The 15,572-nt window shown below is 65.0% G+C and carries 11 protein-coding genes; 2 read left to right on the forward strand and 9 right to left on the reverse strand.

All coding sequences use genetic code 11. The features are described 5' to 3' along the window. The 5 genes from VGM51_08825 to VGM51_08845 all read right to left on the reverse strand — a co-directional run bounded on the left by VGM51_08825 (position 1) and on the right by VGM51_08845 (position 7,316). Positions 1-1,026: a YncE family protein gene (locus tag VGM51_08825; protein ID HEY3413147.1), complete on the reverse strand. Its 1,026-nt coding sequence runs from the start codon at positions 1,024-1,026 to the stop codon at positions 1-3. Then, on the reverse strand, positions 1,023-4,115 hold the full coding sequence (locus VGM51_08830; GenBank protein ID HEY3413148.1) for an efflux RND transporter permease subunit: 3,093 nt from the start codon (positions 4,113-4,115) through the stop codon (positions 1,023-1,025). Before VGM51_08830 ends, VGM51_08825 begins: the two co-directional genes overlap by 4 nt. Continuing rightward, complete coding sequence (locus VGM51_08835; GenBank protein HEY3413149.1) at positions 4,112-5,575, reverse strand: efflux RND transporter periplasmic adaptor subunit; 1,464 nt, start codon at positions 5,573-5,575, stop codon at positions 4,112-4,114. Before VGM51_08835 ends, VGM51_08830 begins: the two co-directional genes overlap by 4 nt. Then, positions 5,572-6,825 carry a TolC family protein gene (locus VGM51_08840; GenBank protein ID HEY3413150.1) on the reverse strand — a complete coding sequence of 418 codons (1,254 nt, stop codon included), beginning with the start codon at positions 6,823-6,825 and terminating at the stop codon, positions 5,572-5,574. The genes VGM51_08835 and VGM51_08840 overlap by 4 nt, the downstream gene beginning before the upstream one ends. 101 nt (positions 6,826-6,926) lie before the next feature. Continuing rightward, positions 6,927-7,316, reverse strand: a complete 390-nt coding sequence (locus tag VGM51_08845) for a PepSY domain-containing protein (protein HEY3413151.1) — start codon at positions 7,314-7,316, stop codon at positions 6,927-6,929. Positions 7,317-7,529: 213 nt separating this feature from the next. Here VGM51_08845 and VGM51_08850 point away from each other — a divergent pair, with 213 nt between their 5' ends. After that, positions 7,530-9,158, forward strand: a complete 1,629-nt coding sequence (locus VGM51_08850; protein ID HEY3413152.1) for a CARDB domain-containing protein — start codon at positions 7,530-7,532, stop codon at positions 9,156-9,158. Positions 9,159-9,180: 22 nt separating this feature from the next. Here the strand turns inward: VGM51_08850 and VGM51_08855 are convergent, their stop codons facing one another. From VGM51_08855 to VGM51_08870, 4 genes are read right to left on the reverse strand one after another with little or no spacing between them, the layout of a single operon-like run. Continuing rightward, positions 9,181-10,125: a hypothetical protein gene (locus VGM51_08855; GenBank protein ID HEY3413153.1), complete on the reverse strand. Its 945-nt coding sequence runs from the start codon at positions 10,123-10,125 to the stop codon at positions 9,181-9,183. A 4-nt stretch (positions 10,126-10,129) separates the two neighbouring features. Further along, complete coding sequence (locus tag VGM51_08860) at positions 10,130-11,011, reverse strand: carbohydrate ABC transporter permease (protein ID HEY3413154.1); 882 nt, start codon at positions 11,009-11,011, stop codon at positions 10,130-10,132. Beyond that, positions 11,002-11,946, reverse strand: coding sequence for a sugar ABC transporter permease (locus VGM51_08865; protein ID HEY3413155.1), 945 nt, complete (start codon positions 11,944-11,946; stop codon positions 11,002-11,004). The genes VGM51_08860 and VGM51_08865 overlap by 10 nt, the downstream gene beginning before the upstream one ends. After that, positions 11,943-13,295: a sugar ABC transporter substrate-binding protein gene (locus tag VGM51_08870; protein ID HEY3413156.1), complete on the reverse strand. Its 1,353-nt coding sequence runs from the start codon at positions 13,293-13,295 to the stop codon at positions 11,943-11,945. The genes VGM51_08865 and VGM51_08870 overlap by 4 nt, the downstream gene beginning before the upstream one ends. A gap of 292 nt (positions 13,296-13,587) precedes the next feature. On the opposite strand from VGM51_08870, the gene VGM51_08875 reads away from it, so the two are divergent. Beyond that, on the forward strand, positions 13,588-15,567 hold the full coding sequence (locus VGM51_08875) for an NPCBM/NEW2 domain-containing protein (protein ID HEY3413157.1): 1,980 nt from the start codon (positions 13,588-13,590) through the stop codon (positions 15,565-15,567). Positions 15,568-15,572 lie beyond the last annotated feature (5 nt).

Below are 15,572 nucleotides of genomic sequence, written 5' to 3' on the forward strand. Positions count from 1 at the left end.
TTATTTGCGGACGACCTCGAGGACTGCAAACGAGCCCGCCAGGAATCGTCGGCGGCGCGGGTTGGCGCCGGGCGCCGGCGGCGCCGGGTCCGGCTTGGCCGTCACGAGGAAAACATGTCCGTTTTTGGTGTCCAGCGCCATGGTGCGGGCGCCGGGCTCGGTCTTCGCCGTTTCCACAACGGAATACTTGTCCGGCGAGTCCTCATGAATCACGGTCAGCGTGCCGTCGCGCCCGTTGGGGCTGAATGCCAATCCCGTCTTGCTGTCGAACGCCAGTCCGTCCGCCCCGTTGCCGATCGCGGGGGTGGCGACCACTTTGCCAGCCTTCGGGTCGGAGACGACCATCATGCCGTTGGCGCAAGCGCTGAACAGGCGGTCGTGCACGTGATCGATCGCGAGCCCGGTGGGCCCGTCGCCCGGCGCGAGGGACCAACGCTTCTTGACGGTCAGCGCCTTCGCGTCGAAGGCGACGATCTCGCTGGTATCCTCAAGGTTCACGTATACCGTCCCTTTGCCGTCCGGAACGGCGAACTCCGGCTTGCCGCCGAGAGCCAGCGTTCCGGCGACCTTGCCGGTTGCGGTATCGATGGCGGTTGTATCATTGGTGCCGCCGTTGAAGCTGAACACGCGTTTAGTGGCGGGATCGAACATCATGATGTCCGGACCGCGGCCGACAGGGATGGACCCGGCGGGCTTGAGCGTCTTGGTGTCGAAAACCGCGACGGTGTTGTCGGCCCCGTTGCTCACGTAACCCCGGCCGAGGGCTGGGTCGAACGCGATGTCGTGGACGCCCCCCGTCTGGGGGATTGTCCCGACGAGCGCGTGTTTGGCCGTGTCAAACACCTGCACGACGGCGGATCGGCCGATATACAGGCGCCCTGCGGAGTCCAGTTCGATGGCATCCCATCCGCCGTCGCCACCGATCACGGTGCTTGACACGATCTGGTATCCCGGCGCGGCGGGTTTCGCCCAGCCGGCGGCAGCGGCGGTTCCGGCCAGGACGGCCAGCGCGATTCGCAATTTCATTCAGCGTCTCCTTTCGATTGAGAGACAGGTGTCGCCGAGGCGGGCGCGGGCTGGCGGGAGACTTGCCAGCGCCTCATCGCGACGTAGAGAAGAGGGGCAAATACGAGCGTAAACATGGTGGAGAACGTCAGGCCGCCGATGACGGCGATGGCGAGAGGTTTCTGCATCTCGGCGCCGGCGCCAAGGCCCAGCGCGAGTGGAACGAGGCCAAGGATCGCTGTCAGCGTCGTCATCAGGATCGGCCGCAGGCGCACCTCTCCGGCGTGAACCACGGCCTCCTCAAATGGGACGCCTTCGTGCTCCGCCTTCTGTGCGCGGTCCAACAGCAGGATGCCGTTCTTCACAACGATGCCCACCAGCATGATCGCCCCCATGAACGAGGACACGTTCAGCGGCGTGCCGGTGGCCCACAGCCCGAAGGTTACGCCGAAGAGCGAGAGCGGCATCACCGCCAGGATGACGCTTGGCGCCGTGAAACTGCCGAACTGGAAGAGCATCACGGCGAAGACCAGCAGGATGGCGAGCAGAAGCACACCCAGGAGCCCGCGGAACGACTCGGATTGACTCTGGAACTGCCCGCCCAGTTCATAGGACACCCCCGGCGGCAGCGGCATCTTGCGCATGCTCGAAGAGACGTCTCGCATCACGGAGCCCAGGTCGCGTCCGGTGAGGCCGGCGGTCACGTTCACCACCCGACGCTGATCCTCGCGATGCGCTTCCGTCGTGCCCGGCACCGTCTCGACAGAGGCCAGGGCCGACAGCGGGAGGTTGAAACCGTTCGGCGAGCGGATGGGGATCGCCGCCATCGACACGGCATCCGACCGGAAGGCATCGGGGAACCGAACCCGAACATCCACTTGACGGTCGCCTTGCAGAAGTTTGGTGGCCACATCGCCGAACATCGCCGCCCTGGCCTGGTTCGCCACCGCGTCCGGTGTGAGGCCCGCCCGGCCGGCGCGCACCGGATCAACGCGGGCGACGAGTTGCGGTCCGGCCTCAACGACGCCGCTCTGAACGTCAACCGCGCCTTTCACGGCCTCCAGCCGGCCCGCCACGGTGCGAGCCAGGCCCTCGAGTTGGGCCTGGTTCGGCCCGAACATCTTCACCTCGATGGGCGCGGCCTCCCCGGCGAGATCGCCGATGAGATCCTGGAGGACCTGGATGAAATCCACCTCAACGCCCGGAACGCTCTCCGTGATACGGCCGCGCACTTCGTCCATCACCGCCTCGATGTTGTGCCGGGGGCTGCCCTTCAGGACCACGGCAAAATCGCCGGTGTTCGGTTCCGTGATGAAGAAACCCATTTCGGTGCCCGTGCGCCGGGAGTAACCCTGCACCTCGGGCGTGTCCTCGAGAATCCTCTCGATCTGGCGCAGCACACGGTCGCTCTCGGCCAGGGATGTGCCGGGCGGCGTCCGGTAGTCCAGCACAAAAGCCCCCTCGTCCATGGTCGGCATGAATCCGCTTCCCAGACGGGTGGCGAAGAGCAGCGTCAGCGCAACGATTCCGGCGGCTCCGGCGGGCAGCACCCAGCCCCGGCGCAGCGACCAGCGAAGTATCCGTTCATACGCGCGAATGGTCCGTTCGAAGAGCCTCCCGTGCTCCCTGGCGCCGTGCGGCACGCGCAGGTACGCCGCACACAGGGATGGGCTGACGAGGAGAGCCAAGGCGAGCGAGACCAGCAAGGCGATGGTGAGGGTCACGGCCAAGGCGGTGAAGAATGCGCCGGCGACGCCTCCGAGCAAGACGAGAGGCAGGAAGACGACCACGGTCGTGAGCGTCGATGAGATCATCGGCGCGGCGATCTCCGTGGCGGCCATCTGGACCGCCGAGCCGGCAACCTCGCCGTGCGACAGGTGGCGGAAGACGTTCTCGACCACGACGATGGCATCGTCGATCACGAGTCCGATCCCAACGGCCAACGCGCCCAGCGTCATCAGGTTCAAACTGAGCCCGGCGAGGCGCATCAGGAGGAACGTGATGAGCACCGTCAGAGGGATGATCGCGCCCGTCACGAGCGTGGCCCGGACATTTCCCAGGAACATCAGCAGGACAAACACCGCGAGGACAAAGCCGATCAGCACCGCGTCCCGAACGCTGCCGACGGCTTCGCGGATGAGGACGGACTGATCGTAGAACGTGCCGACATCGATGCCGGGCGGCAGGTCGGCCCGCAACCGTTCCATCGTCTTTACCACTGCCTGCACCACGGACATCGTGTTCGCGTCCGGCTGGCGCACGATGTTCAGCAACACCGCCTCAGCGCCGTCCGCCGTTACCACGGTGGTGCGGTCCTGCACCGAAGCCCGAACCGTCGCAACATCTTTGAGCGGCACAGGCACGCCGCCTCGTTCCGCGACGGTGACGCCTTCCAGTTGGGCAAGCGTCGCCGTTTCGCCTGACACCAGCACCTGGTAGTTCTGGAAGCGGCGATCCATGCGCCCGGCGGACCGGACGACGTTTGCCTGCGTCAGCGCCTCCTCGATATCCGGAAGCGACAGGTGATAGGCGGCGAGCCGCTGCGGATTGACCTCAACGGCGATCTCCGGCGCGCGTCCTCCCTGCACCACCACGCGGGCCACGCCGGGCACGCGGGCGAGCTGGGGCTGCAGAGTGTAGGTGGCGAGGGTCCACAGCTCGGACTGCGAGAGCGTTTTCGAGCGCAGCGAGAGCCCATAGATGGGGAACACGGTGGGGTTCATGCGTTCCGCCGTCACCTCGATATCCGGCGGCAGGTTCGTCCGCGCCTCGCTGATGCGCGCCTGCGTCATCTGCTGTGCGGTGAGCATATCGGTGCCCCACGAGAAATCGATGGACAGCTCGCTGGCGCCCCGCTGCGTGGTGGAGCGGATCTTGCGCACGCCCGGCACGTTCGCCACGGCCTGCTCCAGCGGCCGGGTGACGCTGGCTTCCATCATCTGCGCGGGCGCGTCGCCACCCTCGGCGATGACGACCAGGCGCGGGAACGTTACATCCGGCAGGATGGCGACGGGGAATGTGAAGAGGAGCCATCCGCCCACTACGCAGAGCGCGGCTGTCACGAACAGGATGGCCTTGATATGCCCTGTGGCGAAGCGCGATAGCCTCATTGCGCCTGCGCCCCCGCGGGCTTCACTTTGGCGCCGTCCGGCAACTCATACTGCCCGACGCGGATCACCGTTTCACCGGGCTTGAGTCCCGAGCGCACTTCCACGAAGGCGTCCTGTTCCGGGCCGAGGGTTACCGTCCGCTGGTGCGCCGTGCCATCCGGCGAGACGGTGAAGGCCACACTTTTGCCCTCGCGCGAAACCACGGCCTCCTTCGGGATGGCCACGCCGCGCGGGTCGCTGTGGACGATGATACGGGCCATGGCAAACGAGCCCGGCTTCAGGCGCCCGCCCGGGTTGGCCACGGCGATGCGGACGCTGAGAAGGTTTGTCTGCGGATCCACCTGGCCAACGGTGAGGACGCGTCCCGCCGCCGTCTGCGGCCCCGCGTTCAGGCGCACAATCTGGCCCGGTCGTACGCCCGCGCCCTCGCCTTCGGGCAGATTCGCGAGGAGGTTGAGGGACGTTGTATTGGCGATTTCCAGGATCGGCGAAGCGGGATCGGCCGTATCGCCGGGGTTGGCCATCCGGTGGGTCACTATCCCCGGGATGGGGGAGCGCAGCACGGTATACGCCGCCGCCGCTTGCATTGATATCGCCTCCTGGCGCTTCGCCTCCACCAGCAGGGTCCCCTGCTCGGCCTGCCTCAATGCCGCCTTGGCCTGGCGCACATGGGCGTCTCCGCTCTTTCGCGCCTGTGCCAGCGCTTCCCGAGCGGCCTGCACCCGGAGTTCGGCGGCCCGGACGTCTTCGATTCGCGAACCGGCGCGCACGAGGCTCGCCTGGGCCTTCGCGCTGCCCAGACCGGACTCAGCGACGCTGAGCGCCGTCTGTGCATCCTCCAATTGACGCTTCGGGACGATACCCTTCTCATTGAGGTATTTGACGCGCTCGATCTCCGATGCCGCCCGATCCCGGGTCGCCTGGGCCTGACGTACCGCCTGATCCGCCTGGGCGATTTCCTGCGGGCGCGCGCCTGCGCGGGTCTTCGCCAGATCCGTCTCTGCCGATTGGAGGGTCGTGCGCGCCTGTTGAAGCGCGGCCTCCCGGTCGATCCCGGCGGCGTCCAGCGCGAGGCGCGCCGCGCGGAGGGCGCTGACCCTGTCCGATTCCGCCGCCTGCGCGCCATACCGGGCCTGGTTGGCCTGAGCGTTGGAAGCGCGGCTGTCAAGTGTCGCGACCACCTGGCCCGCCGCCACGCGATCGCCCTCGCGGACCGGAATCGTCTCGATGCGCCCCGCCGTTACGGCCGCCACCTTTGCGGAGTCTCCCTGCGCCGGCGCGAGCGTACCCTGGGCCACGACGATCGTCTCCATCGGCTGCACCGTCACGCGCGCCGTCTCCACGGCGACCGGCGCCGCGGCGGGTTCGCCCGCCGGGTCTGCCTTATTCGAGCGCCCGCATCCGGCGAGCGCCAGTGCAGTCAGTCCCAAAACGATTCCCTTTACGTTGCCGGTCCTCACGTCAGCGGTCCTCCAACAGCGTGCTCCAAAGTCGCCAGCGCGGTGTTCTCGTCGGCCAGCGCCCGGGCGTAATCGGCCTGCTCGTTCCGATATATCTGCTGCGCATCGAGGAGCTCCAGATAGGATGAAGCCCCGTGTTCGTAGCCCGTTTGCGCCATTTCCAGGAGCTCCCTGGCGCGGTCGAGCCGGCCCGAACGGAATGATTCGACCGATTTCTGTGAAAGCGTGAGCATTCGGTAGGCCTCATCGACCTCCAGCGTTGCCGTTCGCGTCGATTCAGCGAGCGCTGCCTGCTGCTCGGTGAGCGCCGCCTTCGCCGAGGCGACCGCGGCGCGGTCACGCCCGAGGTCCAGGAGGGGCAGCGTGAGGCCGATGCGGACCGAGCTTCCCCCGGTGGAAGGGTTGAGGGTGGAATGGCGGCCCTCCACGAAGATATCCGGCTGCCACGCTGCGCGCGCGCCCGAGACGTCCGATGACCGGGCTTCGCGAAGCCGCTGGGCCGCGGCGAGGTCTGGCCTCTGCCGCAGCGCCCTCTGCTGCAGCCCTTCGAGTGGCTGCGAGAAGGCTACGCCCTCCAGCTTGTCCGCCAGTTCCAGAGCGGCGTTCGCGGGCAGGCCGACGAGGCTCCTCAGTGCGGCGTAACGGTTTTCGCGCTCCGCGTCCGCGGCGTCCAGCGCCTGCCGGGCCCGGGTCGTTTCCACCTCGCCGCGAAGGACATTGCTGCGGGCGGCGTCGCCGGCCTGGAATTGGACCTGAGCGGCGGTTGCGAACGCCTCCGCCTCCGCCAGTGAATCGGCGGCCAGGGCGCGCTCCACGTCCGCCCGCAGGGCGGAGAAGTAGGCGGTCCTTACCGCGAGCGTGACGTCCAACTCGGCAAGCGCCAAGTTCGCGGCGGCGGCATCCCGTTCGGCCTGCGCCGCGTGGACCCTCGGCCCAACCTTGCCGGGCAGTTCCGCCGTCTGGCTGAGCACGACATCTTCGTCGAACCCGGCGGTCTCCGTGCTGCCGTAGGGCTTTGCCAGCGTGAGCGTCGGGTTGGGCAGCGCGCGGGCGCCCCGGATCCCGGCCGCGGCGCCCTTAAGTCGCGCGTCCGCTCCCCGCACCGGGAAACTATGGACATGCGCCTGACGGACGGCTTCGGCCAGCGAAAGCGGTATCGGCGCCGCCGCGAACGCGACGGAAGCGATGCCCGCCGCGAGAAGGGCGAGGCACCACGAGCGCCAAACTGGATGACGGTATTGCGGTCTCATAAGTAAAAGTATGTGCCGTGAGGCGTTTCAAACGGAGGCCGGCCCACCCGCGCTTGCGCGGGGGACCGGCCTGTACCGGTAGATAACGATTGGACGTAGCCTCAGTCCTTTTCGTTAGCCTCACCCTTCTCGACCGGCTTCGCTTTTGCGCCTTTGCCGGCGGCCTTCTTCTCGGCGGCGGCCTCTTTGGCCTCTTCCTTGGGGCTGGTCACTTCCACACTGGCGATCTTGCCGGTGTTGGCGTCCACCATCACTTCGCGAAGCGTCTTGGCTGAGCGAACGTTCACGGCGTACTGCCACTTTCCGTCTTCGTTCTCCAGGGCGACCTTGCCTACAACCTTGCCGGGGTACTTCGCCAGCGCGGCTTTGGACGCCTGGACAGCCGTAACCTTGACTTTGGGGGCCGGCGCTTTGGCTTTCGGTTTCGGTGCGGCCATCGCGGCGGACGCGATCAGCGCGGAGAGCGCTACGAACAACGCGGTCTTCTTCATCCTTCTACTCCTCCGGGAAAGGGGACAATAGTCATCCTCAACGATCAGGTTGAGCGCTGTACCTGAGAAGGGCCTTAGGCGAAGATGAGAATGCTCTCAGGTCCGGGGCCGGAGCGACACCCGCCGTCGCCGGAAGGCGGCATCTTTGGTCATACTTGATCTGGTGAAGCGGCCTCCGGTATTTAACCCGCCGCGGTGTTGGAAGGAAGTCCCATGCAAAGGCGATTGTTTGCCCTTTTCATCTCCGTCCTGGCCTCAGCGTCAGGTGTGCAGGCAGTAACCCCGACCGACCTCGATGTCACCTACATCGAGCGGACCCCGCGCTACGATTACGACGCCGCCAAGAACAACCCCGCGCCCGGTGACGTTGTGACTTTCACCGCGCATGTGATCAACTGGGGCGCCGCGGCAGTCAATTCCGTGCCCTTCAGCTGGCAGATCGATTCGGACCCGCCCACCACGGGCGTCATCGACTCGATAGCCGCCGGTTCGGAGAAGACCCTTACGCTTCCGTGGACGTGGCAATCAGGCAACCACACGGTCAATTTCACCATCGACCCGGCCAACACGATCGCCGAAACGACCAAATCCAACAACAGCATCACGGACCGTACCAACTCCATCATCGCCGGATTCTGGGTTGAGCAGACGGCTTACAACTATTTCCACGCCCATCAGCAGGACCTGAAGATAGGCTCCAATTCGTGGCAGGACTGGATACAGCGCCAGATGGCCCGGCAGAATTCGCTCTACGCCTCCGCAATTTATCCGTTGACCCCGCATGGCGTTCTGGACCGCGTACGAATCGACAAGATCGTGGTTGTGCCGGATGGCGCTCTGCCGTTGCACGGCGGCCTTGCTACAAACGACCCGGATATGAGCGACAAAACCGTGGACCTCATGTGGGGGTTTCCGGCCATTCAGGTAACCGGCAGCACTCAGTATTCCAATACAACCTCCACCGACGTCAACAACCCGTTCTATCTGGAGGGCTCCCTGATTCACGAGCTGGGCCACGCCCGCTACCTGGTGGATCAGTACGGTTATGACGTTCACAACACCTACAATCCGTCGACCGGCCAGGGTTACGACTCCGTGCAGATCCAGGAGGACGGGAAGCCGGTAGCAGGCACGGCCCTGATGCCGTTTATCGCGTTCAACGAAGTGCTCTACTACAACAAGAGCGGCGGCATTATGACGGGTCCCTACGGTTTCGTCTGGAGCCCTTACGAAGCGGCCGCGCTGAACCTCATCGCCGGACACCGCGCGCTGTGCGGCAATTACAATGCGCCTTGCAACATCGGCGCCTTCCTTAACGACCTGCCCCAGCGCAATCACGTTCGGTTCGTCGACTCGCAGGGCCGGCCGGTGGCCGGCGCGGACATCCGACTGTACCAGGCCACCGGCGGCCCCGGCTGGTATGGCAAGACATTTGACAACACGCCGGACCTTTTCTTCACCACGGACAGCAGGGGCTTGGCCGATATGCCTCGCAATCCCTTCAGCTCAGGGATGATCCAGGATACGTACGGCCTCACCAACGGCGTGGCGATCCTGCGCGTCCAGCACTCCAGCGGGCTGTGGTACCGGTTCATGGAAGTCACTGACTTCAACATGCAATACTGGTCCGGCGCCACGCAGGACGCGAACTACACCATCACTTTGCCCGGCGCCGTTGGCGCGATACCGTACACCGTCCAGGATGCCGCCCGCGCCCTGCAGATCGCTTCTGGCCTCGCCGCCCCCGGCGCCGGAGATTGGCCCGCTCTGGACTGGGACGGCGCTTCCGGAATAACGGCTCAGGACGCGACGGCCATCCTCCGGATAGCGCTGGGGCTCTGAGCCCTCGAACCCGGTCCGATCTTCAAGGCGCCGGGCGTATGACGCCGAAAATGAAGATCTGGCCGGAATGGAACGTGGCGTTCATCTCGAAGTTCTCGAATGCCTTGCCGCCAGGGATGGGATCGCTGCTGCTCCAGTAGGCCTTGCGCGCGTTGACAAGCACCCGGAGATCGGGGTCCACGGGTTCCGGTTGGCGCCAGTACTGGGTGAAATTGGGGCCCTCATAGCGCCACCAGCTTCGCTCTGGGATCTGGCGCGAGAGGCGCCACGCTTCCTTTTCGCTCCCGTCCGCCATCACGATTACGCCGGACTTGTCGCGTTTTAGCTCTCCCAGCGGGAAGACCGCGTGCCGTGTGAACCCCGTTCCGGGGTCCTCCGGCAGCGCATCGGAGACCGTTGCGGTCCTGTCTTTGAGATGCAGGTTGCGCAGGCGCTGGAGATTGCCCATAGTGGCCGTGAGGATGCACGTCCTCATCGGGGCGCTGTCCTTTTCCGCGTAGACCTCGAACCGGACCTCCATGGGGCTGTCCGCCCGCAGTTCCGCGATCAAATACGGGTGAGCTCCGTTCGCGAACTTTTCCATGCGGATCGTTTGCCGGAGGCGGTCCTTCGTGCGTTTCAACGGGCCGAACCAGAATTTTATGCCCGGCTTGCCGTCGCTGGGGCTCGGCTGAAGCTCGCTGAGGTCGCGCTTCCCCTCCTCGATGCAAGGTTCGACGGCGATGAAGTTGATCGAGCGCAAGCCGGCGTTTCCGGGCGTCACCGGCAGGACGATGCGGATCAGCCCTCGCGGTACTCCCCCCGGTTCACCCGGCACATAGGCATCGTGCAGGGCCAGGGTGATTCCGTTCCTTACCGTCCAGTGCGGCCCTGTGCCCAGCGGCTGTGTGAACGGACTCAACGGCGGCGCGGCGCCCGCGGCAACGGCGGCGGCCAGAAGGAGCAGCAAATAGCAGAGTTCTCTCATGGTTTCAGCCTTTGATGCCGCCCAGGGCGATGCCTTCCACCAGGAACCGCTGGGCAAAGATGTAGACGATGAGAACCGGAAATACAACGAAGCAGGCCCCGGCCATCAGGAGCGGCCAGCTCATGACGTAATGGCCCGAAGAGAGGGCGGAGATCGCCAGCGGCAACGTGCGCATCTCGTCGCTCTTCACCACGATAAGGGGCCAGAGGAAGTCGTTCCAGGTACCCAGGAATGTGAAGATGGACAACGTCGCCAGCGCCGGTTTGGCCAACGGGGTGATGATGCGCCACCAGATGGCGAGCTCCGAAGCGCCGTCCATGCGCGCGGCGTCCATATAGTCGCCCGGGATGGTGATCATGAACTGCCGCAGGAAGAAGATGCCGAACGCGGACGCGAATCCCGGCACCGTCAGGCCCGCGTACGAGTCCAGCCACCCGAGGTGCTTCATCAGCAGAAAGCACGGGATCATGGTGATCTGGCCCGGGATCATCATCGTGGCCAGCACCGCGATGAACAGGGCGTGTGCGCCGCGAAACTGGTATTTTGCGAAGCCGAAGGCGGCAAGGCTGTTCAGCAGCAGGCTCATGCCCATAACCGAGAAACTCACCACCGCGCTGTTGAAGAAAAAGCGGCCGAACGGGGCGATCTGCCACGCATCCCGGTAGTTCTGCCACTGCGGCGGCCAGGGCAGGATCTTGGGCGGCCACAGGAACGCCTGGGCATCGGTTTTCAGCGATGTGGACACCATCCAGAGAAACGGCAGCACCATCGTGAGCGCGCCGGCCACCACCAGTAACCAGATGAGCGCCCGCATTGCGGTTCTGCCCAGCGGGAGACGCCGTACCCGCGCGGGCTTCGTCCCGGCTGAGAGAGGGATTACTGCCATGTGGACATCCTCCGGTTGAAGAAGCGCCATTGAACGAGCGTCAGGCAGAGGACGATCACAAACAACAGGACCGCGAGCGCCGATGCGTAGCCCATCTCCAGGTTCTGGAAGCCGGTTTGCCAGAGGTAGAACAGGTATACACGCGTGCGGTCCAGCGGGCCGCCGCCTGTCATGATGTAAACGCTCTGGAACACCTGGAACCCGCCAATGACGCCCATCATGGTGAGGAACATCGTGGTGGGCGTGAGCAGCGGCCAGGTGACGTGCCGGAACTGCTGCCACGCGCCGGCGCCGTCGATCCGCGCGGCTTCGTAGACCTCGCCGGGAACGGAGCGAAGGCCGGCCATGTACACGAGGACACTGAAGCCCAATCCGTGCCATACCGCCACCATCGCCACGCACGGCATCGCCAGGTTCGGGTTGCTGAGCCAGCCCTGGCCGGGCAGCCCGATCCCGCGAAGGCCGGCGTTTACGAGGCCATACTCGGGGTTCAGCAGCCACTCCCATACGAAGGCCACGGCCACCAGGCTGGTAATATTCGGCAGAAAGTAGATGCCCCGTGTGACAGACCTGCCGGCGAACCACTTTTCGTTCAGCGCCAGGGCAACGATCAACGAGAGTATCAGGCCGGCGGGCAGCGTGAGGGCGACGTACAGGACCGTATTGAGGAGCGTGCTTCGAACCAGCGGGTCTTCCGCGAGGCGCCGGTAATTGGCGGCCCCGACAAAGCGGGCGGGCAGGATGCCGTCAAAACCTGTGAAGCTGAGCACGATGCCCCACACGCAAGGCAGCACGACGAACACGCAGATGATGAGGAGCGCCGGCGCGATGAAGTCCCAGCCCTCCGAGCCCTTGCGTCGCTTTCGTGGCCTTTTCGTGCCAACGTTCGGCCGGGTGGACATCACCCTCTTCGTGGCGGGATCCGGATTCGTCATGGGTGTGCCTCGTTTTCGCGCGCTTTTCGGATATCGTCATTCGTGGCGCGCGCCGCTTCGCGCAGGACCGTGGCTGGGTCCGCGTTTTCCAGCAGCACCCGGTCCACCGCCTCGTTGAGGTGGAGCATCAACTGGCTGGAATACGGTCCGTCCACCTCCACGGTTGTCCATCCGTTTTCCAGCACTTCGGGTATCCACGCGCATTTCTCTTTCCATTCCGCCTGAGTGGTCAGCGCCGGAATGCGCCCGGGTGCTCCGGTGACGTTGCGGAACGCGGGAGAGCGAAGGGCGGACCACCGGGCCGGCGGCGCCACCCACAGGTACTGCCAATAACGCGTGAGCGCGTCGGTGCTGCTCAGGAATTTCGCCAGCTTCCACGCGGCATCCGGATGCCTGCTCTGGCTGCTGACCGCCCAGAAACAGGACGTGCTCACCGACATGGGCCGTTTGCCCCGCGGCAGCGGCGCGACGCCGAAGCGCAGGCCCGGCGCGTTCTTCTTCAGCGAAGGGGTCCGCCAACTGCCGTCGATGAAAAGCGCCACCTTGCCCTGTTCGAAGAACTTATCCGGCCCCAGACCGCCTCGCTGCGAGTTCGAACGTGTGAGGCTGTATGTGCGCATAAGGCTCTTGTAGTAACGCAGCGCCTTCACCGCCTCCGGACTGTCGATCACGGTGCGGGTCTGATCCTCGTTCCAGAATCGCCCGCCCGCCTGGTACAGGAACGGCCGGAACGACCAGCCCCCCCACCCCATGTCCAGTCCGACGACCTCCGGATGCCCGTCCCTGTCTTTGTCCTCCGTCAGGCGCGTGGAGGCCCGCTTGAGATCGTCCCAGGTCCAGGATGCGTCCGGGTAGCCGATCCCGGCCTTGTCAAACAGTGTCTTGTTGTAGTACAGAGCGAGGATGTTCACGTCCTGCGGCACGCCGAACGTCTGCCCTTTGTACTGGATTCCCTGCCACGTGACGGGCAGGAAGTCATTGCGGTCGATGCCGTCCGGTCCGTCGATGAACTGATCCAACGGCAGGTTCACGCCCTTGCGCATCCAAAGCATCGCGAAATCGATGTTCTGGCGCATCACATCCGGGGCGATTCCGCCCGCGTGCGAAAGAAGCAGGCGGTTGGGGTAGTCCTCAAAATACTGGAAGCGCACCTTGATGCCGGGGTTTTCACGCTCGAACTCCGGGATGTAGACCTTGGTGTAGAGGTCGTTCTCCCACGGCATACCCCATACGCTCATCTCGATCGTTACAGGCTGCCCTCCGGAAGCCGCGGCGGGGTGGCGGCCGGCGACGACGGCGGCACGGACGATGAGAGCTGCCAGTGCCAGAAGAGTCAGGGCTCGAAGCATTTTTACACTCACAGTGGGCGGGGCGTCCCCGTTTGGGGGCGCCGGCACAAACGGTACCGGGCGGGGGCCGACAGCGCGAAATCGCAGCCGGACAGAAAACGGACCGCCTCTCGATTTCACTGGCGCCACGCTCGGTTGTATACTCTCGATTATCAAGAGCTGAGATCGGGAAGGTCAACCCCGGCACCCGCCTGCGATTGATGCTCGCCGCAATGCAGGCTGAAATCGGCTCGGTAATTGCCCTGTTGCCGGGCGAGCGATCATGAGGGATGAGTTCAGAAAGGCGAATACCATGCGCGGAATCCTACCCCTGGCAGCTCTCCTGGCCGCCGGGATCCTGGCCCCTTCCCGGGCACAATCAACCGCAACGACCCTCTGGCTGGAGGACATGGATCTGGCGCCCGCGTCGCAGTCGTATGGGCGGCCGCACATCCGGAAGACCATCATCGACAAGCCGATCACGCTGGGCGGCAGGGTTTTCGATCACGGAGTGGGGGCGCATGCCAGATTCACATTGCGGGTACGTTTGTCCGGAAGCCCGTGCCGGTTCTCTTCGATTGTGGGGGTTGACGATGAGACGGTGAAGTTGGGATCCGTGCGATTCAAGGCGACCGTGGACGGCAAGTTGGCCGTGGACTCCGGCGTTTTGAAGGGTGGCGACGCACCGAAGGCGATCTCACTGAACCTCGCGGGCGCCCACGAACTGCTCCTCGTGGTCGGGGATGCCGGCGACGGCATTGCCTACGATCACGCGGACTGGGCGGATGCTCGCTTTGACTACTCCGGCGCGCCGCCGGAAACCGTGGCGGAACCGCGCGAGGTGGCCGTCAGCCTCACTCCAAAGCCCTCACCAAAGCCACGCGTCAATGGGCCGAAGGCGTTCGGGGTACGCCCCAACGCTCCGTTCCTGTACACAATCCCGGCGACCGGCAGGCTCCCAATGAACTATTCGGCCTCCGGGCTGCCGAAAGGGCTGAAGGTGGACGCGAAAACCGGGCGTATTTCCGGATGCGTTGCCGCGCGGGGAACCTACAACGCCACGCTCATCGCGCGCAACGCCCTGGGGGTCTCGAAGCGCCCATTCCGAATCGTCGTGGGTGATACCCTCGCTCTCACGCCGCCGATGGGTTGGAACTCGTGGTACTGCTTTCTGAATCGTGTGACTGACAAGGATGTCCGCGCCGCCGCCGATGCGATGGTCCGCACCGGGATGATCGATCACGGCTACTCATACGTGAACATCGACGATTGCTGGGCCATTAAACCGAACTCTTCGGACCCCGCGCTGTCCGGAGAGCCGCGCGACGCGGAGGGACGCATCAACAGCAACAAGCGATTCCCTGACATGAAGGCGCTCACCGACTACATCCATGCGAAGGGCCTGAAGACCGGGATTTACAGTTCGCCGGGGCCTCTCACGTGCGCCGGCTTCGTGGGCAGTTATCAGCACGAGGAGCAGGACGCCCGCCGGTTTTCGGACTGGGGCTTCGATTTCCTGAAATATGACTGGTGTAGCATGACACAGGTGTCCGGCGGCCTTGAGCTCTCGAAACTCGAGAAGCCCTACCGGCAGATGTCCGCTATTTTGAAGCGACAACCGCGCGACATCGTGCTCAACCTGTGCCAGTATGGCATGGGCGACGTGTGGAAATGGGGCCGTGACGTTGGCGGAAACTCCTGGCGCACCACCGGCGATCTGGGGGCTGCAACCAGCCTGGCGGATAGCATGTACGCTATCGGCCTGGGCCAGAACGGACTGGAGAAATGGGCCGGCCCGGGCCACTGGAACGATCCGGACTACCTCCTGATAGGCACCATCACGTGGGAGGGCGCGATGCGCCCAACCCCGCTGACTCCGAACGAACAGTACACCTACGTATCGCTGTGGGCTGTGCTGGCCGCGCCGATGTTCTTCAGCGGCGACATGACCCGCCTCGACGCTTTCACCCTCAGCCTTCTCACCAATGACGAGGTCCTGGACGTTGATCTGGACCGCCTCGGCCGGCAGGGCCGCCGCGTGTGGAAGGGTGAGGACGCTCAGGTGTGGGCGCGCTTCCTGGAGGACGGTACCCGGGCCGTGGCCCTCCTGAACACGGGCGAGGCTCCGGTGAAAGTGACAGCCCGCTTCGCCGACTTCGGGATGAGAGGCACGCAACCTGTCCGGGACCTCTGGCGCCAGAGGGCGGTCGGGCGCTTCAACGGCTCCTATTCGGCGGTCGTTCCGCGTCACGGTGTGGTATTCGTAAAGGTGGGATCACCGGCGCATGAATGAGCATG

The sequence above is a fragment of the Armatimonadota bacterium genome (genome assembly GCA_036504095.1).
Taxonomy (GTDB): Bacteria; Armatimonadota; DTGP01; order JAKQQT01; family JAKQQT01; genus DASXUL01.

Bases quoted from the DNA above. Each gene is read 5' to 3' on its own strand.
- VGM51_08870 (HEY3413156.1), bottom strand. From the start codon at position 13,295: ATGCTTCGAGCCCTGACTCTTCTGGCACTGGCAGCTCTCATCGTCCGT.
- VGM51_08845 (HEY3413151.1), bottom strand. From the start codon at position 7,316: ATGAAGAAGACCGCGTTGTTCGTAGCGCTCTCCGCGCTGATCGCGTCC.
- VGM51_08850 (HEY3413152.1), top strand. From the start codon at position 7,530: ATGCAAAGGCGATTGTTTGCCCTTTTCATCTCCGTCCTGGCCTCAGCG.
- VGM51_08860 (HEY3413154.1), bottom strand. From the start codon at position 11,011: ATGGCAGTAATCCCTCTCTCAGCCGGGACGAAGCCCGCGCGGGTACGG.
- VGM51_08825 (HEY3413147.1), bottom strand. From the start codon at position 1,026: ATGAAATTGCGAATCGCGCTGGCCGTCCTGGCCGGAACCGCCGCTGCC.
- VGM51_08855 (HEY3413153.1), bottom strand. From the start codon at position 10,125: ATGAGAGAACTCTGCTATTTGCTGCTCCTTCTGGCCGCCGCCGTTGCC.
- VGM51_08875 (HEY3413157.1), top strand. From the start codon at position 13,588: ATGCGCGGAATCCTACCCCTGGCAGCTCTCCTGGCCGCCGGGATCCTG.
- VGM51_08830 (HEY3413148.1), bottom strand. From the start codon at position 4,115: ATGAGGCTATCGCGCTTCGCCACAGGGCATATCAAGGCCATCCTGTTC.
- VGM51_08865 (HEY3413155.1), bottom strand. From the start codon at position 11,946: ATGACGAATCCGGATCCCGCCACGAAGAGGGTGATGTCCACCCGGCCG.
- VGM51_08840 (HEY3413150.1), bottom strand. From the start codon at position 6,825: ATGAGACCGCAATACCGTCATCCAGTTTGGCGCTCGTGGTGCCTCGCC.